This is a genomic window from Limnohabitans sp. MMS-10A-178 (genome assembly GCF_003063375.1).
In the GTDB taxonomy this organism is placed as follows: Bacteria; Pseudomonadota; Gammaproteobacteria; order Burkholderiales; family Burkholderiaceae_C; genus Limnohabitans_A.
Genome location: NZ_NERY01000001.1, coordinates 1,373,871 through 1,397,766 on the forward strand (window position 1 = coordinate 1,373,871; position 23,896 = coordinate 1,397,766).

Sequence of the window (23,896 nt, forward strand, 5' to 3'; positions counted from 1 at the left end):
AACAAAAAATACGGGTTTTTCCACATCAGGGAAATCGGAATTCCCGCTATTCTGTCGTCAAATTGATATTTATTCTTAGGAACGCTTTTTAATGCTTAAGCTTGACTTCCATCCAACAGGTCGCCACTTCTTGCAAATCCCGGGTCCGTCGCCGGTGCCAGACCGAATTTTGCGGGCCATGAGCTTGCCCACCATCGACCACCGTGGCCCAGAGTTTGGTGAACTGGGTTTGAAACTGATGGCCAACATGAAGGCTATTTTCAAGACTCAGCACCCCGTCATGATTTACCCAGCCTCTGGCACTGGGGCCTGGGAAGCGGCATTGGTCAATACCCTTAGCGCTGGCGACCATGTGCTCATGTACGAGACGGGTCACTTTGCCTCTTTGTGGTTCAAGCTGGCCGCCCGCTTAGGGATTAAGGCCGAGCTGTTGAGCCTGCCGGGTGCCGAGGGTTGGCGCCAAGGTGTCGATGCTCACAAAATTGAAGCGCGCTTGAAGCAAGACACTTCCCACAGCATCAAGGCGGTGTGTGTGGTGCACAACGAAACCTCTACGGGAGTTACCAGCGATATAGCCGCAGTGCGCCGTGCCATAGACAACGCCAAACATCCTGCGCTGCTCATGGTGGACACCATCTCAGGTTTGGCCTCTGCCGATTACCGCCACGACGAGTGGGGCGTGGATGTCACGGTCAGTGGCTCGCAAAAAGGTTTGATGTTGCCGCCTGGCATGAGCTTTAATGCGCTGTCGCCCAAGGCCATTGAGGCCAGCAAAAAATCGACCTTGCCCAAATCTTTTTGGGCTTGGGATGAGATGCTCGAGATCAACAAATCGGGCTACTACCCTTACACCCCCAATACCAATTTGATGTATGGCTTGAGTGAAGCCTGCGACATGATTTTGGGACAGGGCTTGGACGTGGTTTTCAAGCGGCATGTGCGCTGGGGTGAGGGCGTTCGCGCAGGTGTTCGCGCATGGGGCTTGCCCATTCAATGCGCCGACCCAGCTTTGTACTCGCCCATTTTGACGGGTGTGATGACGCCAGAGGGTGTTGACGCAGACGCTGTGCGCAAAATAATTTACGAGAGATTTGATTGTTCCTTAGGAACGGGGCTGGGCAAGGTCAAGGGCAAGATGTTCCGCATTGGTCACTTGGGCGATTGCAATGACCTGACCTTGATTGCTGCACTTGCTGCTTGCGAGATGGGCTTGAAGTTGAGCGGTGTTCAATTGAATGGCTCGGGCGTTCAAGCCGCCATGGACTACTTTTCAGCCAACCCTGTTCCAGCCCTCATTCACAATTGAAGGACACTCTCATGCAACGCAGAACTCTCCTCCAAGCCGCGGCCGCATCTGCAAGCACGCTGGCCGCACCCATGATCAAGGCCCAAACTTTGCCGTCGGGCCCCATTCGCATTGTGGTGGGTTTCCCGCCAGGGGGAGGGACCGATGCGTTGGCCCGCGTATTGGCCCAAAAGCTTCAAGCCATGTGGAACGTCAGCATCGTCATTGACAACAAAGCGGGCGCGGCTGGTGTGATTGCCGCCGACTTTGTGGCCAAGCAGCCGGCAGATGGCAACACCCTGCTCATGGCGCACATCAACAGCCATGCCTTGGCGGTCAGTTTGCAGCCCAAGTTGGGCTACAACGTTGAGCGTGATTTTTCGCCCATTGGCTTGGTGGGCGTCACGCCCAATTTGCTCATTTGCAATGAATCGCAGCCTGCCAAAAATGTGAAAGATTTGATTGCCTTGTGCAAACAAAACCCAGGCCGCATCAGCTTTGCTTCTGCCGGTGGTGGCTCGGCGCAGCACTTGGCCTTGGAAATGTTCAAGCTGCGAGCTGGCATCGATGCCTTGCATGTGCCCTACAAAGGCTCGGGCCCCGCGCTCACAGACTTGATTGGTGGTCAAGTTCAATATTGTTTTGAAACCATGACCTCTGCCACGCCCCATGTGAAAGGTGGCAAAGCCATTGCGCTGGCTCAAACGCGCACCAAGCGCGCCAAAGGCCACCCCAATGTGCCCACCATGGACGAGCAAGGTTTTCCAGGATTTGATGCCACCACTTGGTATGGTTTGGTCGGCCCTGGCCGCATGAACCCCTCTTTTGTAAAGCGCATCAATGAAGACATGAACAAAGTCATGGCCATGCCCGATGTGATCGAAAAATTTGAACAATATGGCGCAGAAGATGGCGGCGGCTCACCTGAGCGCTTTGCCGAATTCATTCGCACTGAAACGCAAAAGTGGGCAAGGGTTGTGAAAGAAGCTAAGGTTCAGGTCGACGCCTAATCCATGGCCCAAAATGTTCTGCGAATCGGTGCTGGCGCAGGCTATGCGGGTGACCGCATCCCACCTGCGTTGGCCTTGGCAGAAAAAGGTCAGCTCGATTATTTGGTCTTTGAGTGTTTGGCCGAGCGCACCATTGCGCTGGCGCAGTTAGAAAAAATTCAAAACCCTTTGCGAGGTTTTGATCCTTTGCTTTCGGCGCGCATGAAAGCCGTCTTGCCTGCCTGCATGGGGCAAGGCACTCGCATCATTACCAACATGGGCGCGGCCAATCCTTTACAAGCTGGCAAAGAAGTGTTGGCGGTAGCCAAAGAATTGGGGCTACATCACCTTAAGGTGGCGGTGGTGTTGGGCGATGATGTGCTTGCTACTTTGCAGGCGCAATATCTCTCTGAGCCATTGATGGACAGCCTACAAACAGTGGCAGATATACAAGCCTTGTTGGTCTCTGCCAATGCCTATCTTGGCGCAGAAGCACTGTTGCCAGCATTGCAAACCGACGCGCACGTCATCATCAGTGGCCGTGTGGCCGACCCCGCATTATTTTTAGCGCCCCTCATGCACCATTTTCAATGGCTTGCCGATGATTGGCCCATGTTGGGCAAAGGCGTGATGGTGGGGCATTTGCTGGAATGTGCGGCCCAAATCACGGGGGGCTATTTTGCCGATCCGGGTTACAAGGAAGTGCCCAATTTGGCGCAGCTGGGCTATCCCTTGGCAGAGGTTAGCGCCAGTGGTGAGGTAATCATTACCAAACTGGCAGATGCGGGCGGTTGTGTCACGGTGCCCACATGCACCGAACAATTGCTTTATGAAATAGAAAACCCCACGCAATACTTGCAACCCGACGTGGTGGCTGATTTTTCACAAGTGCAGTTTCGCAAAGTGGGTGCAGACAGAGTGCAAGCTTTTGGCGCCAGTGGCACCACTCGGCCCGACACCCTGAAGGTAACTTTGGGGTACCGCGATGGCTTTGTGGGAGAAGGGCAAATGTCGTATGCGGGGCCGGGCGCGCAAGCCAGAGGGCAGTTGGCCCTCGACTTAGTCAAAGCCCGATTGGCCGATGCTGGGTTTGGCCAATTTGAAGCACGCTACGACCTAATTGGTGTGAATGCCATTTTGGGTGACACCATGCCATTGCATGAACCTTCAGAGGTGCGTGCCCGAATTGCGGTGCGTGTAGACACACAGGCACAAGCGGTGCATGTGGCCAATGAGGTAGAGGCCTTGTACACCAACGGCCCTGCTTCTGGTGGTGGTGCAAGCAAATCGGTGCGTGAGGTAATTGCGGCCGAATCGATGCTGATACCTCGAAGTGCCATTCAAACCCAAACCATTTTGCTAACCGGCACAGAGGAGCTGGCCTAACATGCTCTTGAGAGACATTGCACACACCCGAACAGGTGACAAGGGCAACCGATCAACCATCTCGGTCATTGCCTACGACCGGCAACATTTTGAGTTGATTGAGAAATGCCTCACTTCAGAAAAAGTATTGGCGCATTTTGGGGGCATTGTGAAGGGGCCTGTCGAGCGTTACAGCTTGCCCCAACTTGGCGCGCTCAATTTTGTGATGCACAATGCTTTGGGTGGCGGCGTGACGCGTTCCTTGGCCCTTGATGCACACGGAAAATGCCTCAGTGCCAAACTGCTCAGTCTTGTGATTGAATAAAACATAATTCGTTAAATTGGAGATGCTATGAAAATTACCCGTATGGCTGGTTTGAAAAAAAGTTTGCTCAGCATGATGTTGGGTTTGGGTGTGGCACTGCTTGCCACACAAGCTCAAGCGCAGGCCTACCCTAACAAACCCATCAAGGCCATCGTGCCCTTTGCAGCGGGCAGTGCCACCGATCAAATTGGTAGAGCATTTGCGCAAAAAATGTCTGAAGTTTTGGGTCAACCCATCGTGGTTGAAAACAGAGCAGGCGTCAATGGCATGTTGGGTGCAGATGCCGTGGCCAAATCGGCCCCCGATGGCTACACCATTCTCATTGGCACCAACAGCACCAATGCAGCGCTCAAAAGTTTGATGAAGAAACTGCCCTACGATCAAGACACCGCTTTTGCGCCTATTGGTTATATGGGCTCGGTGCCCCTCATTGTGGGTGTCAACAACGATGTGCCTGCCAAAACTTTGAAAGAGTTTGTCGACATGGCAAAGGCAAAGCCCACCACAGTGACATTTGCCAGTGCCAGCACCTCGCAATTGGTGTCGTCTGAAATGTTGGCCAGCATGGCCGGTATTCAAATGACGCACGTGCCCTACAAGAGTGGCCCCGCCGCCATGACCGACCTCATTGGTGGTCAGGTCAATATGTTTACTGCCGATTTTGCGGTCATGCTGCCCCAAGTCAAGGGCGGCAAAATTCGCGGTTTGGCTGTAACATCTACTCAGCGTTCCAAAGCCATTCCTGAGTTGCCCACAGTGAATGAAGCACTCGGCTTGAAAGACTACGAGTTGATTGCTTACTTCGCCATGTTTGCACCAGCAGGTACGCCGGCCGACATGATTCAAAAACTCAATGCTGCTTTGAATGCTGCTGCCAACGACAAAGCCATACTGGAGCGATTCTCTGCACTGGGTTTTGAAACTGCACCAGGCTCGCCTGAAGCGCTGGCACAACGTTCTAGAACTGAAACAGCCAAGTGGGCCAAGGCCATTCGCGAAGCCAAGATTGAACCGCAATAACACTTCAATTTTTTAAAGTGCTAGTTTGGTAGTCACACCCATGATCGCATTGCGTGGCAATGCGGGCTCAAAAAATTGTTTGTTGGCTTGATTGATGATGACGGAACCCACTGCGCGTTTGTCTGTCAAATTGTCGATGCCAACAAAAGCGACAACTTGAGCTTGGCCCCATTGGAAGTGCTGCCTGACGCGTGCATTCAACATGCCATAGCCGATGGCAGTGCCCGACGCGTCATTGCTGTCATTGGCCCAAAGTCGAGAGCGAGCCACCCAATCTAAGTTGGCTTCTTTGCCTGACACTGAATTTTTGTTGCCCAGCTGAAAGCCTTTTTCAGACCAAGCGATGGAAGAAAAAAGTTGTTGGCGTGGGATGCCGGGCAGATACTTGCCAGCCAATGACGTGTTCTCCCCATATTGAGCATTGATGGCCGTAGCAGAGAGAAGCGTGCGACAGTGCTGGTTCCACAAATGTCGTGCAGAAATTTCAATACCCTGGCGCTGCGTTTGCTGTGCATTGGTAAAAGCCGTGCGACCGCCAACCGACAGGCTAGTCACAATTTCATTGTCGGTTTGAATTCTAAAAAGCGCAGTGTCGATGCGGGTCTGTGGCGATGGTGTCCATTTGCCGCCAAGCTCAAGGTGCTGAATGCGTGAGGGCACCAAGTTGGCATTGAACAAGCCTAGAACAGCGTTGCCAGATTGGGTGTACACCGATTCAGACAAGGTGGGCGTTTCAAAGCCACGACCAGAATTGAGGTAAAGGTTGAGCGCATCATTGAGATGCCAGGTGGCCCCCAACACAGGATTGACCGCTTTGTAAGTGACCTTGCCAGAGCCATTGGCGCCATCTGCCAAATAATCGTCGCGGCTTTGCAGTTGGATGGTGCTTGAGCGCAAGCCGGTGGTTATGCTCAACTGAGGCAAGAAGCGCCAGTTTGCTTGAGCAAAGATATCGCTGTTGCTGCTCTCGTTCAGTTCACTGCGATTGATGCTGCCCACTTTGGCGCCCGCATTGGCCAAACCGCCTTGCCGCATTTCACCTGAGAAGTCTTGATCAAAACCCAGCACCCAATCGAAGGATTGATGGGCAAGGCGCTGATTTTTTCCTTGTACCTGAAAGCCTATGCCGTGAAAGTTGCGATCAAGGCCCACCCAAGATCCCGCAGTGGGTGAGCTGGCCTGGTACTGAAGGTTTTCTCGGGTACCGCCATAAATCCGAGCTTGAACTCGGATCTGAGGATCAATCTGGTGTTCGAGCACCGCACCCAATTGTTCTTGGCTCACTGTTTTGCGGCCGTCGTTGACAACAGCGTTGTTGCCGGCTTGTTTGGGATTGGCAAGTGCCTGAGCAAGTGTGAGGCCAAGCGGGTCTTTGGCATAGGGCATGCTAAACAGATTGGCCAGCAGTTTGATGCGTGTTTGCGGGCTGACATCAATGCGCATCAAGGTGTTGATCTGTTCTCTTTTTGCCTCGCTGTGGGCTCTGTAGCCTTGAATGTGAAAAGTGCTGTAATCGCCCACAAAACTGACTTGGCCAGAGCGTTGGCTAAACTGCCAGTCGGTGCGTGAAAGGCCATGGCTGCCCATCACTATTTGGGACTGCAGTGTAGGCACTGCTTCAGCCTCTCTGGTAAACACTTGAATGACACCGCCAGCAGAATTGCCGTAGAGCTGAGCCAAGGGTCCGGTTAAGACTTCAATTCTGTCTGCAGATGTGAGGCTGACCGTAGAAGCCTGTCCTTGCCCATCTGGCGTGGTGGCGGGAATGCCATCTGTGATTAAGCGAAAACCGCGCAATCCAAACGCCGAACGAGCACCAAATCCTCGAATTGAAATTTGAACGTCTTGGGCGTAGTTGTTGCGATTGAACGCAACCACGCCAGGTGCTTGGTTCAAAACATCTGACAAATTAACCTGCGGCCCTGAATTGCGAATGGTCTGGCCATCGATGGCATAAACCGATGCGGGTGCATCAAATTGACGTTGTGCCAAGCGGCCGCTTTGGACTAACACTTCTTGGGTATCTAGGCTTTGTCCAAACACCGACACAGCATGCATTCCAATTGCCACAATGAACCCATGTCGCAATTTGAAGGAAGGCTTGGGCCAAGGAAATTTCATGTGTGTGGTTGAAGGTAAATGATGGTTTTGAAAACCGCTTCGGAAATATTAAATTGCTTTAGATCGTTTGTCTTGAAGCCATCAAGAGACCCCACGATCAGATTTCCATTCTGATGCTTGGCGCACAATCGAAGTGACTATTGACATCGACAAACTTTGGCATAAAGTAGGCTGCTTGTTTTCGGTATCTATCTCAAATGCAATCTACTCAAACCAACTTCAAACGCACACTGGGCCTTGTTAGCCTCATTTTGTGTGCTGTTCTCTTTCTTCAAGCATGCAGTGTGACGCAGCCCGAAACTTATGCGCCAAAGCGAGGCCAGAACGGCAAGGACGTCATGTGGTTGCCCACGGGAGATGATCTGATTGTGAAAATGTTGAAGGCTGCCAAAGTGGGTCCTCAAGATGAAGTGGTTGATTTGGGTGCAGGTGATGGCAAGATCCCCATTGCGGCCGCACGACTTTTTGGCGCCCGAGCTTGGGGCATTGAGTACAACAAAGATTTGGCAGCCCTCGCGCAGCGCAATGCACAAAGGGCCGGTGTGGCCGATCGCGTTCGCATTGTGCAAGGCGATATCTTCAAAGAAGATTTTTCCAAAGCCACGGTGGTCACCATGTATCTGTTGGAAGAGTTGAACGCACAGCTTCGCCCCACCATTTTGGCCATGAAGCCTGGCACGCGGGTGCTTTCACACAACTTTTCAATGGGTGATTGGGAGCCCGATGAGGTCATTACCGTTAGCAACGCCACAGGCTACTTTTGGACCGTGCCAGCCAGAGTGGCCGGTGTTTGGCGTTTGTCGGGGCTGGATGAAAAAAATTTGGCCACTCTGACCATAGACCAAGCCTTTCAGCGAGTGGCTGGCACTTTGACGCTTCAAGGCAAGACCCAAAATGTAATGGGTGCCCGCATGGACGGCGCTGCGCTTCATTTCAGTTTTATCAATGCCGATGGGCTGGTGAAGGCTGTCAAAGTACTTTTGAATGGCAATGTACTAACGGGCGAAGTGACGGGGCCTTACGGCATGGTTGATATTCAACCCTCGGTGGTGAGGGTTGAAGGACGGCGTCCTTGAACAAGCTGTTTAAGGCAGATTAAAAAATGTTTATTGCGTGCAGGTGCGGGTTCTGCTGATGGTGCCGTCTGAGCTGTGCACTTCTGTCCAGGGGGTGCAGCTGGGGTTGTCTTGGGCGAAGGGCAAAGTTTGCTGCTGAATGATGATCGGATTGGGCTGAACAATGACGGGTTGCCTAGTGGCTTCATAAATGATCAAACCACCAATGGCTGCAGGAACCGCCCAATTCCAAGCACCTGAGTGGCCACGGGCCCAATAGCCATGCCCGCCATGCCAACTATGGCCATGTTTGAAGCCATGGCCATGTCTAAAACCAGAACCGTGACCATGGTGCTGAGCCATGGCAGATGCACTGAAGGCTAAAAGCATTAAAACAAACAGTTTTTTCATGGCGGTCTCCTGTGAATAACACTTTAACGTCTGAGCTAGGGTTTTGGTTTACGCCACCCATTTGTCAGATTAAAAGACAGAAAATGAACAATTGGGTAGGATGTAGCGTTTTAATCTACCAACAGTCAATCTGTTTTCAATGATGAAATCACATGCCAATTTGACGGAATTCACTGCGCAAGCCATGGAAGACGGCTTTGACGAGGTTGTTCAAAAAGAGTGGGCGCCCAACCTTGCGGTTGGAAAGCACACCCACCCCTTTGACGTCAAGGTTCAGCTTGCTGCTGGCCAAGTGCAAATGACTTTTGATTCAGGGGTACAGACCTACCAAGCTGGTCAAAGCTTCTTTATTGCTCGCGACGTAGAGCACTCTGAGCTTTATGGCTCAGAGGGCGCCACATTTTGGGTTGCCCGCAAGCTCTAATTTCAAAATGCCGAGTTCAAGATGCAAGGCTGCATGAGCAGAATTTCATTGCTTGTGAATCTGTTTGGGCTCTGTTTGGGGCTGAGTGTGGCTGTGTTGGCGCAAGCACAAACACAGACCCAAACACAAATACAAACACAAGCACCAAGCAATTTGCCAATTGGCAAGCAGCTCAAAGTGCATGGCTTGATGTGGGACGCCCACGAGGTAACTGTGGGGCAGGTCAAACGTTATGCGCAAAGCACGGGTTTTGTCAGCCGCGCTGAAAAAGAAGGCGGTGGTTTTATTTACGAGGCGGGCTTTGTCCTTAAAAAAGGCTGGACTTGGCGTGCGCCCTTCGGAGTTCCGGCGCAAGACAATGAGCCCGCAGTGCATCTCACATTTGATGAGGCCCAAAAAATTTGTCAACACGATGGCAAGCGCTTGCCTCGTGACACCGAGTGGGTCAATGCCGCTTTTGTTGAACAAAGATCGCCAGCCCCTGACGGATTTATTTCAGGCAAACGTTATCGTTATCCAAATGGTGACAGCGCGCGACAAAGTCATTGCTTAGAAGGCTGCACTTCTTTGAAGGGCACAGCGCCCACGGGCTCACTTTGGCGCGGCACAGGGCATGTGCCCGTGATGACAACGCTCCCCGGGGTGAACGGTTTGTTTGACATGGGCGGTAATGTCTGGGAGTGGGTTGACACGGGCAGTGGTGACGAGAGAATCACCCGCGGTGCTTCGTGGTGGTACGACGCCAGCAGACAGGTGGCAGACGACGTAGCCACCAAGCCAAGAGACACCCGAGTGGGCTACGTCGGCTTTAGGTGTGTGACAAAGGCGCTATGAATTTCGCTCCCATGATTGAGCTCACTCGCAACGGCATCTCTGAGTGCCTGCACATGGGCGCTTTGGCAGTCACAGACGCCAATGGCAAATTGATGGCTTCAGCTGGCAATCCACACTGGCTTTGCTTCACTCGATCGACCTTGAAAGCGCTGCAAGCTTTGCCCCTAATGCAAAGTGGGGGTGCCTCACATTTTGGTTTCACTTCTCAAGAGTTGGCGCTCATGTGTGCCAGTCACAACGGCGAAGACATGCATGTGGCGCAGGTCTCGTCCATACTTCAAAAGAGCGGTACCCGCTATCAGCAGTTGCGCTGTGGCTGCCATGTGCCTTATCGCTTTAGCTTCAACGACAAGCCCTTGCCCGATGGCTTTGAATACGACGAGCGGCATCACAACTGCAGCGGCAAGCACAGTGGTTTTTTGGCTTACTGCGCATTGCATGGTTTGCCCACCGAAACCTACACCGACTTAGATCACCCACTTCAGCAGGCCGTTAGAAAAGCGGTGGCAGATGTGTCTGCGGTTGAGTCCAAGGACATGGCCTGGGGCGTAGACGGTTGCTCCGCCCCCAACTTTGCCATGCCACTTTCCAGTTTGGCCAGAGCTTATGCCCGATTGGCCACCCCCGAGTCTGATTCGAAGTATGGCAACAGTTTGAAACTGTTGGGCGAAGCCATGACAGCCCATCCAGAACTGGTGTCGGGTACGGGCCGCAACGATGCAGACCTCATGCGCGCAGGACGCGGCGATTGGGTGACCAAGGTTGGGGCTGATGGCGTGCAAGTGGTGGCCAGTCGTTCTAGAGGGCAGGCGCTGGCTTTGAAGATTGCCGATGGCAACAAGGTGGCCTTGTTTGCGGCCACCATTGAAGCGCTTGATCAGTTGGGGTGGTTGGATGCCCAGCAGCGTGAGGCTTTAGGGGCTTGGCGTGCTCAACCAATTCAAAACATCAAGGGTGCTCAAGTGGGAGAGCGGCGCCCTGTTTTTCAAATTCAGAAGGCCTGAAGCAGCAAGAGGCTGCTTCAATTCATCGAGACCAGCTGACTTTCCAAACAGACACTGCAGTGAGTAAGCCAAAGCTCACCATGCCTGCTGCAATGAGCATAAACAGGTGCTCAATGCTGCCATTTTTTTCAACGAGCCAATAGCCCCCAATTGCCACCACAAGCAGCCTGAAAGTGCCTGCTAAAACAGGCCCCAAAAGCTTGCCTGCGCCTTGCGATGCAAAGTACAGGCACAAACCAATTGCAAAGAAACCATAACAAGGGCCAACCCATAGGAAATACTGATGGGCATGAAATAAAACGGTGGTGTTGCTCGTGAACATTTCAGACCAAACGCCAGGCCAAACAGTGACTAACAGACCAATACCGCCTATCAATGCTGCAGACATGAGAGAGCCAGCCCAGGCCACTTTTTTGGCGCGCTCAAAAAGTTGCGCACCCAAAGCCATGCCCACCATGGGTACACAGGCCACACCAAATGCAAAGGTCATGGGCACCAACAAAAACTCCAGACGTGTGCCAATGCCATAACCTGCCAAGGCTTCGGGGCCAAAGCTTGAAATGAGCCGCGTCAAAATCAAAATGGTGGCCACTGTTTGCAAAGTAGACAAGCTAGACATGGCGCCCACTTTGAGAATGTCCATGAACAAAGGTTTTGACAATGGGCTCTTGAAACTCAAGCGCAGCATGCTGCGAGAAGAGCGCAAATAGGCAAACAAATACAGGGTGCTTGCGCTAAACGCAATGACATATCCCATTGCAATGCCCGCCATGCCGAAACTCGGAATAGGCCCCCAACCCAAACCTAAAACACCGCTCAAGGTCACTTGTGCCACACAAGCTATCAACAACACCAAGGAGGGCGTTTTCATGTTGCCAGATCCGCGAATGACAGACGCAAAACCGTTGGTCAGCCAAATACTCGCGGCGCCCCAAAATGCCACATTCGCATAGGCCAAAGATTGCGCCAGTGCTTCGCCCTGACCCCCTAGCAAGCGAAAAATAGGTTCGCCCCAAACAATGAAAACGAACGTGAAGAATAAGCCCATGCCCAAACAGATCAGGGCGGCATGCAACACCAGCGCGTTGGCTTTGCCCAAATCGTTGGCGCCAAGTGCTCGACTCACAGCCGACGAAATACCGCCTCCCATAGACCCTGCAGACAACATTTGCTGCAACATGATGCATGGAAAAACCAAGGCAATGCCGGCCAAGGACATGGTGCCCAAATACCCCACATACCAAGTTTCAGCAATGCTCACCAGCGTACCGGCGGTCATGGCCAAAAGGTTGGGGAGGGTCAAGCGCCAAATCGTCGGAACGATGGGCGCTGTGGTGAGTGAGTTTTGCAACTAGCGCTTCGGCTTAACGATTCACGAATTGAGGTGCGCGCTTGTTCAAAAATGCGTCCATGCCTTCTTTTTGATCTTCGGTTGCAAACATCGAATGGAACAAACGGCGCTCAAACATCACGCCATCGCTCAGGCCACTTTCGAAGGCGCGGTTGACGCATTCCTTGGCCGCCATCACTGCCAATTGGCCCATGCCGCAAATGACCAGGGCAGCGCCCAAGGCTTCTTCCATCAATTTATCGGTAGGCACCACGCGGCTCACCAGGCCTGCGCGCTCTGCTTCGTGCGCGTCCATCATGCGGGCTGTCAAGGCCATGTCCATGGCCTTTGATTTGCCCACAGCGCGGGGCAAACGTTGTGTACCGCCTGCACCAGGAATGATGCCCAACTTGATTTCGGGTTGGCCAAACTTGGCGTTTTCAGCAGCAATCATAAAGTCGCACATCATGGCCAACTCGCAACCACCGCCCAAAGCAAAGCCGCTCACCGCCGCAATCACGGGCTTGCGAATGCTGCGAATGGTTTCCCAGTTGCGCGTGATGAAATCTTGTTTGTAGACGTCGTTGAAGTTGTGCTTGGCCATGGCCGAGATGTCGGCCCCTGCTGCAAAGGCCTTTTCACTGCCTGTGATGATGATGCAGCCAATGGCTTCGTCGGCGTCAAAGGCCTTCAGAGCTGTGCCCAGTTCGTCCATCAAGGGGCCATTCAAAGCATTCAATGCTTTGGGGCGGTTGAGGGTAACGATACCGACTTTGCCGCCTTCAACGCGGACTTCAATGTTTTCGTAAGACAAAAGGTTTCTCCTATCAGGTGCTAAATGCCATTACCCCTGACTATAACGGGACGCAAAAGGTGCTTAAATCAAGGGAAAATATTAGCCAACCGATCGGTCGGTTAATGGTACATTTTCAGTTTCTGCCAACATCCGAACCTCGACCCAGACTTAGACCATGACCTCAGAACACACTTTGTCAGTGACCTTTGAAAAACGCGGCGCCGTGGCCTTGGTCACATTGAACCGATCCCAAGCGCTGAACAGCTTTACACGCCAAATGCACCACGATTTGTGGGCAGCATTTGACCAAGCCGAAGCTGATGCCGAAATCAGAGCCATGGTGTTAACAGGCGCTGGCAGAGGTTTTTGTGCCGGTGCCGATTTGTCGGAGTTTGATTTCACACCCGGCCCCGACATGGTCAAACGTGCCGATCCTGGCCCCATCATTGATCAAGCGTTCAACCCCACCACACGCCGTATTCAAGCTTTGCGCATGCCTGTAGTGGCCGCCGTCAATGGCGTGGCAGCTGGTGCGGGTGCATCGATTGCCATGGCTTGCGACATTGTCATTGCTTCGCCGCAAGCCAGTTTTATTCAAGCCTTTAGCAAAATTGGTCTCATTCCCGACGCAGGCAGCAGCTGGTTATTGGTAGAGCGTTTGGGTTTGCCGCGCGCTTTGGCACTGGCCATGACGGGCGACAAATTGATGGCCGAGCAAGCCAAGGCGTGGGGCATGATTTGGGATGTGGCCGACGACGCTGTGGCTGCATCGCTCAGCATGGCCGACAAATTGGCCGTCATGCCCACCAAAGCATTGGTGGCCACGCGCAAACTCATGGCAGGTGCGCATACCCGAAGCTTGTCTGAGCAACTTGACCAAGAGCGCGATGCGCAATCTGAGCTGGGTCAATCGCACGATTACTTCGAAGGTGTGAAAGCTTTCCTCGAAAAGCGGCCCGCCAATTTCAAAGGTGAATGAACATGAGTACCACCCATTCCCATCTCGCCACACCTTCACAAGCGGCCATTGATTTGGCCAAGCAAGTGGGTGAGTCGATGTTTGCCGTAGACACTGCCAGCAAAGACACCATGGGCATGCAGCTCATTTCTTGTGAACCGGGTCGCGCTGTAATTCAAATGACGGTCAAAGACATGCACTTGAATGGTCACAAAATTTGTCATGGCGGATTTATCTTTACGTTGGCCGATTCCACCTTTGCGTTTGCTTGCAACAGCTACAACAAGGTGGCTGTGGCCGCCGGTTGCAGCATTGAATTTTTAAAATCGGGCCAGCTGGGCGATGTCTTGACCTGCGTTGGGCAAGAGCAAACCTTAAGTGGCCGCCACGGCATCTATGACATGAAAGTGACCAACCAGAAAGGCGAAGTAATTGCCATGTTCAGAGGCAAGAGCGCGCAAATTCAAGGCACAGTCATTCCTGAATAATTCAGAACCGCAGCAATACGACGGAGAATTTTTGATGAGCACCCCCTCACGTTTGCCTTTAGAACCCATCGAAAAAGCCAGCACCGATGAACTGCGTTCTTTGCAACTCAAGCGCTTGAAAGCCACGCTGCAACACGCTTACGACAACTCGCCGGTTTACAAGCGCAAGTTTGATGCAGCGGGCGTGCACCCCTCTGATTGCAAATCGTTGGCCGACTTGGCCAAGTTTCCTTTCACCACCAAAGCCGATTTGCGCGACAGCTATCCCTACGGCATGTTTGCGGTGCCGCGCTCGGGCTGCTCGCGCATTCATGCATCCAGTGGCACCACCGGCAAGCCGACCGTGGTGGGCTATACACAGCGCGACATTGACACTTGGGCCACGGTGGTGGCGCGCAGTATTCGAGCAGGTGGTGCGCAAGCCGGCGACATGGTGCATGTGAGTTATGGCTATGGTTTGTTCACTGGTGGTTTAGGCGCGCATTACGGTGCAGAAAAATTAGGCCTCACGGTGGTGCCTTTTGGCGGTGGGCAAACCGAGCGCCAAGTGCAGCTCATTCAAGATTTCAAACCCGAGATCATCATGGTCACGCCTAGCTACATGCTGGCCATTGCCGATGAGTTTGAGCGGCAGGGCATTGACCCACGCAGTACATCCTTGCGCATTGGTATTTTTGGTGCCGAGCCCTGGACCAACGACATGCGCGCGGCCATTGAGCAGCGCATGGGCATTGATGCTGTGGACATTTATGGCTTGTCGGAAGTGATGGGCCCAGGCGTTGCCAGTGAGTGCATTGAAACCAAAGATGGTCCCACCATTTGGGAAGACCATTTCTATCCGGAAATCATCAACCCCGAAACGGGCGAGCCGGTGGCCGATGGCGAGATGGGCGAACTGGTGTTCACCAGCCTCACCAAAGAAGCCTTGCCCATCATTCGGTACCGAACCCGTGACTTAACCCGATTGTTGCCAGGCACGGCACGCACCATGCGCCGAATGGAAAAAATCACGGGCCGCAGCGATGACATGATGATCATTCGCGGTGTCAATGTGTTTCCATCTCAAATTGAAGAGTTGATTTTGAAGCGCCCAGAATTGGCACCCCACTACCAATGTGTGCTCACGCGCGAAGGGCCCATGGACAACTTGAAGGTGGCCGTTGAAATACGCCCCGGCACCCAACCAGACAGCCCTGAAGCCCACGCTGCAGCCAAAATGCTGCAGCACGAAATCAAGGTCTACATTGGCTCGAGTGTTGAAATCGATTTGCGCGCAGAAGGCGGCGTAGAGCGCAGCCAAGGCAAGGCCAAGCGAGTGCTCGACCTGCGCGCCAAATAAAGCAAAGCGTTAAACGGAATTGCTGGCGTGGTTGGGGGTGTGGTTTGCAGCACCGTCTAACCACGCGCTGGTGCGCGCTTGGTGTGCTTGGTCGGAGTTGGTGTAGCTCAAACGCCAAGTGTGCACATCAGACGGAATGTTCAAATCCAACTCAAAAACTTTTTGATCGCGCGTGACGGTGGCTTTGGCCTTCTTGTCGTTGCCCAGCAGCAAGGGCAAGTCGTCCAGCTTCTTCAAGCGCCACGTGGTCGATTTGGCTTTGCTGCTGGCCACAGCCCACCATTCATCGCCAGCGGCCATGCCCGCTTTTTCGGCGGCACCACCGCGCAATACGGCTTTGACTTGAACCACACCTTGGGTTTCTGCAACTCGCAAACCCAAGCGCTGTGCCATTTGCGAGGGGTCTTCGTGCACCACAATGCCGTGTGATGACAACAAAGTTTTGAGTGGCAATTCTTGCGTGCTGTGCACCCATGCCTTGATTTCTTTTTGCCAACTGCGGCCTGTTTGAGCTTGCAACTCAGCCAGCAAGTCAGCCTCTGTGAGGGGTCCGCCTTGGCAGCGTTGCCACAAACCTCGCATGACTTGGTCTAGGTTGCCCGAGCCTTCGGAGCGCATTGACAAATCGAGGCACAAGGCCACCAAGGCGCCCTTGGTGTAGTAGCTGATGGTGCTGTTGGGGGTGTTCTCGTCTTGGCGGTAGTACTTCACCCACGCATCAAAACTGGCTTGCGCCACCGACTGCACTTGCCGGCCTGGCGCTTGCAAAACCATATTGATAGTTTTGTTGATCAATTTGAAATAAGTGCTGTCGTCAATGAGCTTGGCACGGCGCAAAAGCAGGTCGTCGTAGTAGCTGGTAAAGCCTTCAAAGAACCAAAGAAGTTGGGTGTAATTTTCTTGGGTGTAGTCGTAGCGCTTGAACTCAGCAGGGCGCAATTGCTTCACATTCCAAGTGTGAAAATACTCGTGGCTGATCAAGCCCAGCAAAGTGACATAAGCGTCTGGCACTTTCTTCATGCCAAGCGCAGGCAAATCACGGCGATTGCAAATGAGGGCCGTTGAGTTGCGATGCTCCAAGCCGCCATAGCCTTCTTCAACCGCATTGAGCATGAACACATAGCGCTTGTAGGGGGCACTGGCAGCGGGTTTTTTGTCGTGCCAAAACTTGATTTCGGTTTCACAAATTTTTTGTGTATCGGCCAACAGACGGGCCCCATCGAAGGAGGCCATGGCGCCCGCCACCACAAACTCATGGGGAATGCCGCAAGCTGTAAATTGGCCGCGCCAAAAATTGCCCAGCTCAAAAGGACAGTCGACCAACTCATCGTAATTGGCCGCCACATAATCGCCAAAGCCTTGCTTGTTGACTTTGCTCGCTTGCAGACCTGTAGCCACTTGCCATGCACTGCCTTTGATGGCTGTCAATGTGATGGCATGGGGCAGCTCTTCTTGACCATGCACCCGCAAACACAAACTGGTGCCATTGAAGAAGCCGCGCTGAGTGTCGAGCCAAGCAGTGCGCACCGAATTGTCGAAGGCATAGACCTCATAGCTCAATTGCAGGGCATGGCCTTCTTTGCACTGAATGTGCCACTGACTTTTGTTGTCTTGGTGTGTTGCAACGGCTTTGCCGCCTTGCGACGCCTTTAAGTTTTGCAAATTCTTGGCAAACTCACGCACCAAATAACTGCCAGGAATCCAAACAGGCAATGACACCAATTGCCCAGCCTGCGGCGCTTCAATGTGGAGTGAAATTTTAAAGAGATGGGAATGGGTGTGACTGGCATCAATGCTGTAGTGAACAGCAGGCAAAGTTTTTCTCGAACTCATGTGGCAGCAGCTCCCATTAAGCAACTCAAGGCAGCCACCAGCGTGAGATTCAATCGCATGGGCAACCACTCTTGTAAACCTGCTTCTATGTATGTTTTGCGGTCGACGGCATAGCAAATGCCCAAGATCAAAGCCAACAATGGCAAACCTGCATAAGCGGGCATGGTGACGGCAATCCATGCCAACAGTGAAGGCACCACGCCCCAGCCAAAATTAAACAGCGGTGCATTGTGCATGCGCAAAACATTTTTAAAACCAATGCCCCAATGAATGCCGCCTAAAAAAGAAACAATGGCGGCGCCGTAACCTGCCATGGCCAAGGCCAAGAAAGGGTGTAAGTCGGCATCGACCAACCAAAGCAAAATGGCCATGCCCACAAATGGCGTGAGGCCTGCATAGGCCAACCATTTGACTTGTCTTCGTGTTTGATCTGCGTGTGGGTTCATGGCTTGACAGCGTTTAACAAGGCTTCAATTTGGGCCGCGTCGATGGCACCAGGAACGCGTGTGCCATCAGTCACAAACATGGTGGGTGTGCCATTGATGCGATTCTTTCTGCCAAACTCCACAATGGCATCGATGTTGTGGTTGTCGCAGGACACGGTAGGAGGCGTAATGCCCTGCAGCATCCAGTCGTTCCAAGTTTTGGCTCTGTCTTTGGCGCATGCAATGTTGCGTGATTTGAGCCTCGAGTCTTCGCCCAAGACGGGGTACATCAGGTGATACAGGGTGACGTTGTCAATCTTTTGCAAATCGCGTTCAAAGCGCTTGCAATAGCCGCAGTTGGGGTCTGAAAAAACCACCAGTTTTCGCTTGCCATTGCCTCTCACTTGTGTAATTGCAAACTTCAAGGGCAGGCTGTCAAATGGAACGGCAGAGAGTTTTTCGGTGCGCTCTTCGGTCAAATTGCGTTTTTGCTTGGTGTCAATCAGTGCACCCTGAATCAGAAAATCGCCTTTGGCATCGGCATAAAAAATCTCATTGCCCTGCACCCGAATTTCAAACACACCAGGCATGGGTGTTTTGGAAATCTCTTCAATTTTGGGCAAAGAAGGCAGGCGTTCACTCAAGATTTTTTTCAAGTTGGCGTCCTGGGCCAAGCTGAATGTGCTTGCCAAAATCAAGCAGGTCAATGTGAAGAATTGAAACAAACGCATGATTTAAAAATCCTAAGGTGTAGATTGGCGTGAAGTTTTCATGGCTTCTCCGGCCATCCATTTCTTCAAAGGGCTCAATTGATTGAAGGCAGACATGCCCCAGTTGCGAAGTTTTTGCACAGGGACAGAGGGCTCAGCAAAAAGTGTTTGCAAGCCATCTGTGACACAGCCCATGGCTACGACTTCTGCCTGCCGGGCGCGTTCGTAGCGACGCAACAATTTCAAATCGCTGATGGGGCGCCAAAACTCTTTGGCCTGAATGACGCTGGCCAATTTGGCCGCATCGGCCAGACCCACATTCAGACCTTGACCCGCCAAGGGGTGGATGGCGTGTGCGGCGTCGCCAGCCAGTACAAACGATGCGGCCTGTTTGCCGGTGCCTGATCCTGGCATAGTGCCCGTCCATCGGCCTGCTTTGGCCAGTTGCAAAGGCCACACGGCGCGCTCACTGATGAGTTCTACAAAGCCAGCAATACCTTGGCTGGCGTCCTGCAATTGAAGCTGAAAAGCATCAGCGCTGACATTTTGCAAAGCTTGCGCGCGAGCAATGGTGAGAGACCAAACCACTGCCCATTCATGGCTGGCTTCGCCGCCAATGGGCAAGAAGGCCAAAATTTCTGGGCCATGCGTGTTTTGAAACCATTGACGGGCCACTTGCGAGTGGGGCGATTGTGTGCGAATGCGGCAGGCCAAGGCGTGTTGGTCGTAATGCTTGACGTCAAATGCAACACCCAATTCGGCTCGTGTTTGACTGGCACGGCCTTCACAAATGACGGTTAGAGCCGCCGCAACATTTTCAGCAAGCTCTTGAATCAGGGGCTGAAAGCCACTGGCCTTGCGCAAATTGTTCTCTAAGCTAGGGACATCCACCATCCAGTTCAGAGCTTCAACGCCCTGATCGGCGGCGCTGAATTCCAAATTGCCGCCTTGGTCACCTTCAATGTGCATTTTTAAAATGGGCGTGCAGGCAGAAGCTTCTGGCCAGCAGCGCAGGTCGGTGAGGAGTTGTTTGGCGGCCGTGTTCAAAGCGTAGGCCCGAACGTCGCTGTGACCTTGGCCAGCGCTGGCGGATGCGTGCAGATTGACAAGCGCAACCCGCAGTCCTTGAGAAGCCAGCATCAAGGCAAGGCTGCGCCCGACGATACCGGCGCCCCTGATGCAAACGTCAAATTGGGTGTTTGAAAGCGACATGCTTCTGATTGTAGGAGGCGTTGGGTAGGCCTTGTTCAGGTGGGGGCAGGGGGCTGGAAAGTGAGCACTTCAAGGTGTTTTGAGAAATGGCTTCTGACATGGATGGAAATTAGACCACGCACACCCTTTAAAATCACGGATTATTCGCAGAATCCAAGAAAGTCATCCATGAGCCTCAAATGCGGCATTGTGGGCCTGCCCAACGTTGGCAAGTCCACCCTTTTTAACGCCCTGACCAAAGCGGGCATTGCGGCCGAGAACTATCCTTTTTGCACCATCGAGCCCAACACGGGCGTGGTGGAAGTGCCCGACACTCGATTGCAAGAATTGGCCGCCATCATCACCCCCGAGCGCATCGTGCCTGCCATCGTGGAGTTTGTCGACATTGCCGGCTTGGTGGCCGGTGCCAGCACCGGTGAAGGCTTGGGCAACAAATTCTTAGCTCACATTCGGGAAACAGACGCCACCATCAATGTGGTGCGCTGCTTTGAAGACGACAACGTGATTCACGTGGCGGGCCGTGTCGACCCCATCTCCGACATTGAAGTGATTCAAACGGAGCTTTGCTTGGCCGACTTAACAGCCGTAGAAAAAGGTTTGCACCGCGTGCAAAAAACGGCGCGCTCTGGCGACAAAGAGTCCATCAAGTTGGTGGCCATTTTGGAAAAATGCCAAGCGGCATTGAACGAAGGCAAGCCCGTTCGCACCATCGACTTCAGCAAAGAAGAGCGCCCATTGCTCAGCCAGTTTTTCTTGATCACGGCCAAGCCGGCCATGTTTGTGGCCAACGTGGCCGAAGATGGTTTTGAAAACAACCCCTTGCTTGACAAACTGAAGGCTTATGCTGCAGCCCAAAACGCACCCGTGGTGGCCATCTGTGCCAAGCTAGAAGCGGAAATGTCTGAAATGTCAGACGAAGACCGCCAGATGTTCTTGGAGGAGTTGGGTCAAACAGAACCAGGCCTCAATCGCTTGATTCGCTCTGCCTATTCACTCTTGGGTTTGCAAACTTACTTCACGGCGGGCGTGAAAGAAGTGCGCGCATGGACCATTCATGTGGGCGATACTGGCCCGCAAGCTGCCGGCGTGATTCACACCGACTTTGAAAAAGGCTACATCAGGGCGCAAACCATTTCCTACGACGATTACATCGCTTACAAGGGTGAGCAAGGTGCCAAGGACGCTGGAAAAATGCGAGCTGAAGGCAAGGAATACGTGGTCAAAGATGGCGACGTGATGAACTTCTTGTTCAGCAGCTAAAGCAGACGGTACAACCTATGCCCATTGATCTCAGCCCAGACATGGTGCTGATCGTCTTGATCTGCTCGGCTGCCATCGTGGGTGGCGGTGTGATCAAGGGCACCTTAGGCGTGGGCTTGCCTTTGTTTGCGGTGCCCGTCATGTCGCTTTTCATCAGCAGCACCCAAGCCATTGCGCTCATTTCGGTGCCCGTTTTGGTTTCCAACATGTGGCAGGTATGGCAAGAAGGCAGCTTGAAAAACAGCATGAAGCGTTTTTGGCCCCTCATGCTGACGCAAGCCATTGTGACTGTGCTAGCGGTGTATTGGACGTTGTCTTTCAGCGTGCGCGAGCTAGACATTTTGCTGGCGTGTGCCCTCATCATTGCCGTGGTGCTCATGGCCTTCAAGCCAAGCTTCAATATTCCGCCCGAAAAAGAATCGGCTGCTGGCACCTTGGTGGGTGCGGTCTCAGGCTTGCTTGGCGGCGCATCTTCACTGATGGGCCCCATTGTGATCAGCTACTTGATGTCTTTGAAGCTCAAACGCGACGAGTTTGTAGGCTGTATCAGTGTGATTTACTTGAACGCAGCATGGCCACTTTATGGGGCCATGTGGCATTTTGACCGGATGCAATTGGACGATGTGGGCTACTCTTTTTTAGCCATCATCCCCATGTTTGTGGGCCTGCTAACCGGCCGAAAAATTCGACATTTTTTGAGTGAAGAGACTTTTCGCAAAGCCTTGCTTGTTTTCCTGGCGGTAATTGCTGTGGTGTTGCTGTTCCGCTAGGTTTCGGATGTGTTTTTAAAACACCCACAACAGCAAACTTGTCATTAGCAAATACCTCAAAAATTTGCCAATCGCCATGTAGATACTGCAGGCCAGCAGCGGCATTTTGAGCCATCCCGCAACGGCGCACAAAGGGTCGCCCACGCCTGGCAACCAAGCCAATAAGCAAGCTTTAGGACCTAATTTCTCAAGCCATTTGAGTGCACGCAAATGCATTTGATCGCTCATGCTGGCACTTGCAGCGTTGTCTTGTGCTTTGCGACTGCGTACTTTGTCTACTGCATGGTGCGCACCAAAGCCCATCCACCAACTGAGCATGCCGCCCAGTGTGTTTCCCGCTGTGGCCACCAAAATAGCGGCCCAAAATAAATCGGGGTTGAGTTTGATCAAACCAAATACAGCAGGCTCGGAGCCCATGGGGAGCAAGGTGGCCGAAATAAAAGCAATGGTGAACACAGTCGACAAACCGTATTCGGGCAAGGCCAACCAAGCCAAGACTTGTGCCATGAGAGAAGATAGCCATGCTTCCATATACCTGAGAGTGTAGCCAAAGGTGTCTATTTCGAAATTTCTTTCAAAATAACCTCCCTGCTCAAAAAGTAAGCAATTACAATCGTGCCTCGTTTTTAAGCAGATCGACTTTTCCTTTCCCTCACCTTGTCCATGCAAATCGGACCTTACGTTTTACCCAATGCCATTTTTGCAGCGCCCATGGCGGGCGTGACAGATCGGCCATTTCGCCAATTGTGCAGACAGTTCGGTGCGGGCTATGCCGTGAGCGAAATGGTCACCTCGCGCAAAGACCTTTGGAAAAGTTTAAAGACCTCTCGCCGCGCCAACCACGAGGGTGAACCCGGCCCTATAGCGGTCCAGATTGCAGGCACCGATGCCGTCATGATGGCTGAGGCCGCTGCCTACAACATCGATCAAGGCGCCCAAATCATTGACATCAACATGGGCTGCCCCGCAAAAAAGGTTTGCAACAAATGGGCGGGCTCTGCCCTGATGCAAAACGAAACTTTGGCCATCGAAATTGCAGAGGCGGTGGTCGCAGCTTGCGCACCCCGTGGTGTGCCCGTGACTTTGAAAATGCGAACGGGTTGGTGTGACACTGAAAAAAATGCCTTGGTGTTGGCCAAGGCCTTTGAAAGCGTGGGCATTCAAATGGTGACTGTGCACGGCCGAACGCGCGAGCAAGGCTACAAAGGCTTTGCCGAATACGACACCGTGGCGGCAGTGAAGGCCGCTCTCAAAATTCCAGTGGTGGCCAATGGTGACATTGACTCGCCCGAAAAAGCTTTGCAGGTGTTAAAGCACACTGGCGCAGATGCGCTCATGGTGGGTCGTGCGGCTCAAGGCCGGCCTTGGATTTTCCGTGAGATTGTGCATTTCTTGGCCACTGGCGAGCACTTGGCTCCACCCTTGGTGGCTGAGGTCAAGCGTGCCTTGCTAGAGCATTTGCAAGATCACTATGGCCTGTATGGTGAGCTCACAGGCGTGCGTTCTGCGCGCAAACACATTGGCTGGTATGTGCGTGATTTACCTGGCGGTGAGGTGTTCAGAGAGTACATGAATACGTTGGAGTCGGCCGATTTGCAATCGCGTGCCGTGGCAGATTTTTTTGAGGAAATGGCAGCGCGCATGGAGCGCATGCCAGTGGCTGTTTCAGGCATGCAAGCTGAAATGGCTTTGGAGACAATGGAATGAGCAAGAAAAAAATTGATGAATGCGTCCGTGACAGCTTGAACGATTACTTTCGCGACATGGCAGGTGAGGAGCCGCATGGCATGTATGACATGTTGCTGAATGTGGTGGAGAAGCCACTTTTGGAAGTGGTTATGCAACGTGCAGACCAAAACCAATCGCGCGCAGCGGAGTGGCTTGGCCTGAACCGCAACACTCTGCGCAAGAAACTTGTAGAACACAAACTTTTGAAATGAAA

25 protein-coding genes are annotated in these 23,896 nt (G+C 52.8%); 16 read left to right on the forward strand and 9 right to left on the reverse strand.

What is annotated here, in order from left to right:
- Positions 1-91 precede the first annotated feature (91 nt).
- The 5 genes from B9Z32_RS06780 to B9Z32_RS06800 are packed head-to-tail and all read left to right on the forward strand — an operon-like array spanning position 92 to position 4,984.
- Complete coding sequence (locus tag B9Z32_RS06780) at positions 92-1,306, forward strand: alanine--glyoxylate aminotransferase family protein (protein WP_108420501.1); 1,215 nt, start codon at positions 92-94, stop codon at positions 1,304-1,306.
- A gap of 11 nt (positions 1,307-1,317) precedes the next feature.
- Positions 1,318-2,295 (forward strand): tripartite tricarboxylate transporter substrate binding protein, encoded by a 978-nt coding sequence (locus tag B9Z32_RS06785; protein ID WP_108420502.1) that lies wholly within the window; start codon positions 1,318-1,320, stop codon positions 2,293-2,295.
- Positions 2,296-2,298: 3 nt separating this feature from the next.
- Complete coding sequence (locus tag B9Z32_RS06790) at positions 2,299-3,660, forward strand: acyclic terpene utilization AtuA family protein (protein ID WP_108420503.1); 1,362 nt, start codon at positions 2,299-2,301, stop codon at positions 3,658-3,660.
- A gap of 1 nt (position 3,661) precedes the next feature.
- The gene (locus B9Z32_RS06795) at positions 3,662-3,964 is read left to right on the forward strand and encodes a hypothetical protein (protein ID WP_108420504.1); all 303 of its coding nucleotides are present in this window, start codon (positions 3,662-3,664) and stop codon (positions 3,962-3,964) included.
- Between the two features lie 27 nt (positions 3,965-3,991).
- Positions 3,992-4,984 (forward strand): tripartite tricarboxylate transporter substrate binding protein, encoded by a 993-nt coding sequence (locus B9Z32_RS06800; protein ID WP_233248115.1) that lies wholly within the window; start codon positions 3,992-3,994, stop codon positions 4,982-4,984.
- A gap of 12 nt (positions 4,985-4,996) precedes the next feature.
- Here B9Z32_RS06800 and B9Z32_RS06805 read toward each other — a convergent pair whose 3' ends face one another.
- Positions 4,997-7,105, reverse strand: coding sequence for a TonB-dependent receptor domain-containing protein (locus tag B9Z32_RS06805; protein WP_108420505.1), 2,109 nt, complete (start codon positions 7,103-7,105; stop codon positions 4,997-4,999).
- 197 nt (positions 7,106-7,302) lie between these two features.
- Between B9Z32_RS06805 and B9Z32_RS06810 the strand changes: the two genes are divergently transcribed.
- Positions 7,303-8,181: a class I SAM-dependent methyltransferase gene (locus tag B9Z32_RS06810; protein ID WP_108420506.1), complete on the forward strand. Its 879-nt coding sequence runs from the start codon at positions 7,303-7,305 to the stop codon at positions 8,179-8,181.
- A 30-nt stretch (positions 8,182-8,211) separates the two neighbouring features.
- Here the strand turns inward: B9Z32_RS06810 and B9Z32_RS06815 are convergent, their stop codons facing one another.
- Entirely contained in the window at positions 8,212-8,571 is a 360-nt protein-coding gene (locus B9Z32_RS06815; RefSeq protein WP_108420507.1) for a hypothetical protein, read from the reverse strand.
- A 142-nt stretch (positions 8,572-8,713) separates the two neighbouring features.
- On the opposite strand from B9Z32_RS06815, the gene B9Z32_RS06820 reads away from it, so the two are divergent.
- The 3 genes from B9Z32_RS06820 to B9Z32_RS06830 are packed head-to-tail and all read left to right on the forward strand — an operon-like array spanning position 8,714 to position 10,833.
- Entirely contained in the window at positions 8,714-8,995 is a 282-nt protein-coding gene (locus B9Z32_RS06820) for a cupin domain-containing protein (RefSeq protein WP_158268184.1), read from the forward strand.
- 33 nt (positions 8,996-9,028) lie between these two features.
- Entirely contained in the window at positions 9,029-9,829 is an 801-nt protein-coding gene (locus tag B9Z32_RS06825) for an SUMF1/EgtB/PvdO family nonheme iron enzyme (protein WP_108421059.1), read from the forward strand.
- Positions 9,826-10,833, forward strand: a complete 1,008-nt coding sequence (locus B9Z32_RS06830; protein WP_108420509.1) for an asparaginase — start codon at positions 9,826-9,828, stop codon at positions 10,831-10,833. The genes B9Z32_RS06825 and B9Z32_RS06830 overlap by 4 nt, the downstream gene beginning before the upstream one ends.
- A gap of 22 nt (positions 10,834-10,855) precedes the next feature.
- On the opposite strand, the gene B9Z32_RS06835 is transcribed toward B9Z32_RS06830, so the two are convergent.
- Positions 10,856-12,184 carry an MATE family efflux transporter gene (locus tag B9Z32_RS06835; RefSeq protein WP_233248117.1) on the reverse strand — a complete coding sequence of 443 codons (1,329 nt, stop codon included), beginning with the start codon at positions 12,182-12,184 and terminating at the stop codon, positions 10,856-10,858.
- A gap of 13 nt (positions 12,185-12,197) precedes the next feature.
- Complete coding sequence (locus B9Z32_RS06840; RefSeq protein WP_108420510.1) at positions 12,198-12,977, reverse strand: enoyl-CoA hydratase; 780 nt, start codon at positions 12,975-12,977, stop codon at positions 12,198-12,200.
- Positions 12,978-13,134: 157 nt separating this feature from the next.
- On the opposite strand from B9Z32_RS06840, the gene B9Z32_RS06845 reads away from it, so the two are divergent.
- Genes B9Z32_RS06845 through paaK form a run of 3 tightly spaced genes read left to right on the forward strand, consistent with a single transcriptional unit; the run spans position 13,135 to position 15,744 of the window.
- Positions 13,135-13,938 (forward strand): enoyl-CoA hydratase-related protein, encoded by an 804-nt coding sequence (locus tag B9Z32_RS06845; RefSeq protein ID WP_108420511.1) that lies wholly within the window; start codon positions 13,135-13,137, stop codon positions 13,936-13,938.
- Positions 13,939-13,940: 2 nt separating this feature from the next.
- A complete protein-coding gene (paaI, locus tag B9Z32_RS06850) occupies positions 13,941-14,405 on the forward strand; it encodes a hydroxyphenylacetyl-CoA thioesterase PaaI (protein WP_108421061.1) in 465 nt (154 codons plus the stop codon).
- A 34-nt stretch (positions 14,406-14,439) separates the two neighbouring features.
- A complete protein-coding gene (gene paaK / locus B9Z32_RS06855) occupies positions 14,440-15,744 on the forward strand; it encodes a phenylacetate--CoA ligase PaaK (protein WP_108420512.1) in 1,305 nt (434 codons plus the stop codon).
- 9 nt (positions 15,745-15,753) lie between these two features.
- Here the strand turns inward: paaK and B9Z32_RS06860 are convergent, their stop codons facing one another.
- Genes B9Z32_RS06860 through B9Z32_RS06875 form a run of 4 tightly spaced genes read right to left on the reverse strand, consistent with a single transcriptional unit; the run spans position 15,754 to position 19,924 of the window.
- Positions 15,754-17,577: a M61 family metallopeptidase gene (locus B9Z32_RS06860; protein WP_108420513.1), complete on the reverse strand. Its 1,824-nt coding sequence runs from the start codon at positions 17,575-17,577 to the stop codon at positions 15,754-15,756.
- The gene (locus B9Z32_RS06865) at positions 17,574-18,023 is read right to left on the reverse strand and encodes a DUF3429 domain-containing protein (RefSeq protein ID WP_108420514.1); all 450 of its coding nucleotides are present in this window, start codon (positions 18,021-18,023) and stop codon (positions 17,574-17,576) included. The genes B9Z32_RS06860 and B9Z32_RS06865 overlap by 4 nt, the downstream gene beginning before the upstream one ends.
- Positions 18,020-18,733, reverse strand: a complete 714-nt coding sequence (locus tag B9Z32_RS06870; protein ID WP_108420515.1) for a DsbC family protein — start codon at positions 18,731-18,733, stop codon at positions 18,020-18,022. Before B9Z32_RS06870 ends, B9Z32_RS06865 begins: the two co-directional genes overlap by 4 nt.
- A gap of 12 nt (positions 18,734-18,745) precedes the next feature.
- Entirely contained in the window at positions 18,746-19,924 is a 1,179-nt protein-coding gene (locus tag B9Z32_RS06875; protein WP_108420516.1) for an FAD-dependent monooxygenase, read from the reverse strand.
- Between the two features lie 168 nt (positions 19,925-20,092).
- Here B9Z32_RS06875 and ychF point away from each other — a divergent pair, with 168 nt between their 5' ends.
- Positions 20,093-21,184 carry a redox-regulated ATPase YchF gene (gene ychF, locus B9Z32_RS06880; protein ID WP_108421062.1) on the forward strand — a complete coding sequence of 364 codons (1,092 nt, stop codon included), beginning with the start codon at positions 20,093-20,095 and terminating at the stop codon, positions 21,182-21,184.
- Between the two features lie 17 nt (positions 21,185-21,201).
- Positions 21,202-21,954, forward strand: a complete 753-nt coding sequence (locus tag B9Z32_RS06885; protein ID WP_108420517.1) for a sulfite exporter TauE/SafE family protein — start codon at positions 21,202-21,204, stop codon at positions 21,952-21,954.
- Positions 21,955-21,969: 15 nt separating this feature from the next.
- Here B9Z32_RS06885 and B9Z32_RS06890 read toward each other — a convergent pair whose 3' ends face one another.
- On the reverse strand, positions 21,970-22,485 hold the full coding sequence (locus tag B9Z32_RS06890; RefSeq protein ID WP_108420518.1) for a YqaA family protein: 516 nt from the start codon (positions 22,483-22,485) through the stop codon (positions 21,970-21,972).
- A gap of 132 nt (positions 22,486-22,617) precedes the next feature.
- Here B9Z32_RS06890 and dusB point away from each other — a divergent pair, with 132 nt between their 5' ends.
- Both dusB and B9Z32_RS06900 read left to right on the forward strand, forming a co-directional pair.
- Entirely contained in the window at positions 22,618-23,661 is a 1,044-nt protein-coding gene (gene dusB, locus B9Z32_RS06895; protein WP_108420519.1) for a tRNA dihydrouridine synthase DusB, read from the forward strand.
- The gene (locus tag B9Z32_RS06900; RefSeq protein ID WP_108420520.1) at positions 23,658-23,894 is read left to right on the forward strand and encodes a Fis family transcriptional regulator; all 237 of its coding nucleotides are present in this window, start codon (positions 23,658-23,660) and stop codon (positions 23,892-23,894) included. The genes dusB and B9Z32_RS06900 overlap by 4 nt, the downstream gene beginning before the upstream one ends.
- The last annotated feature ends 2 nt before the right edge of the window (positions 23,895-23,896 follow it).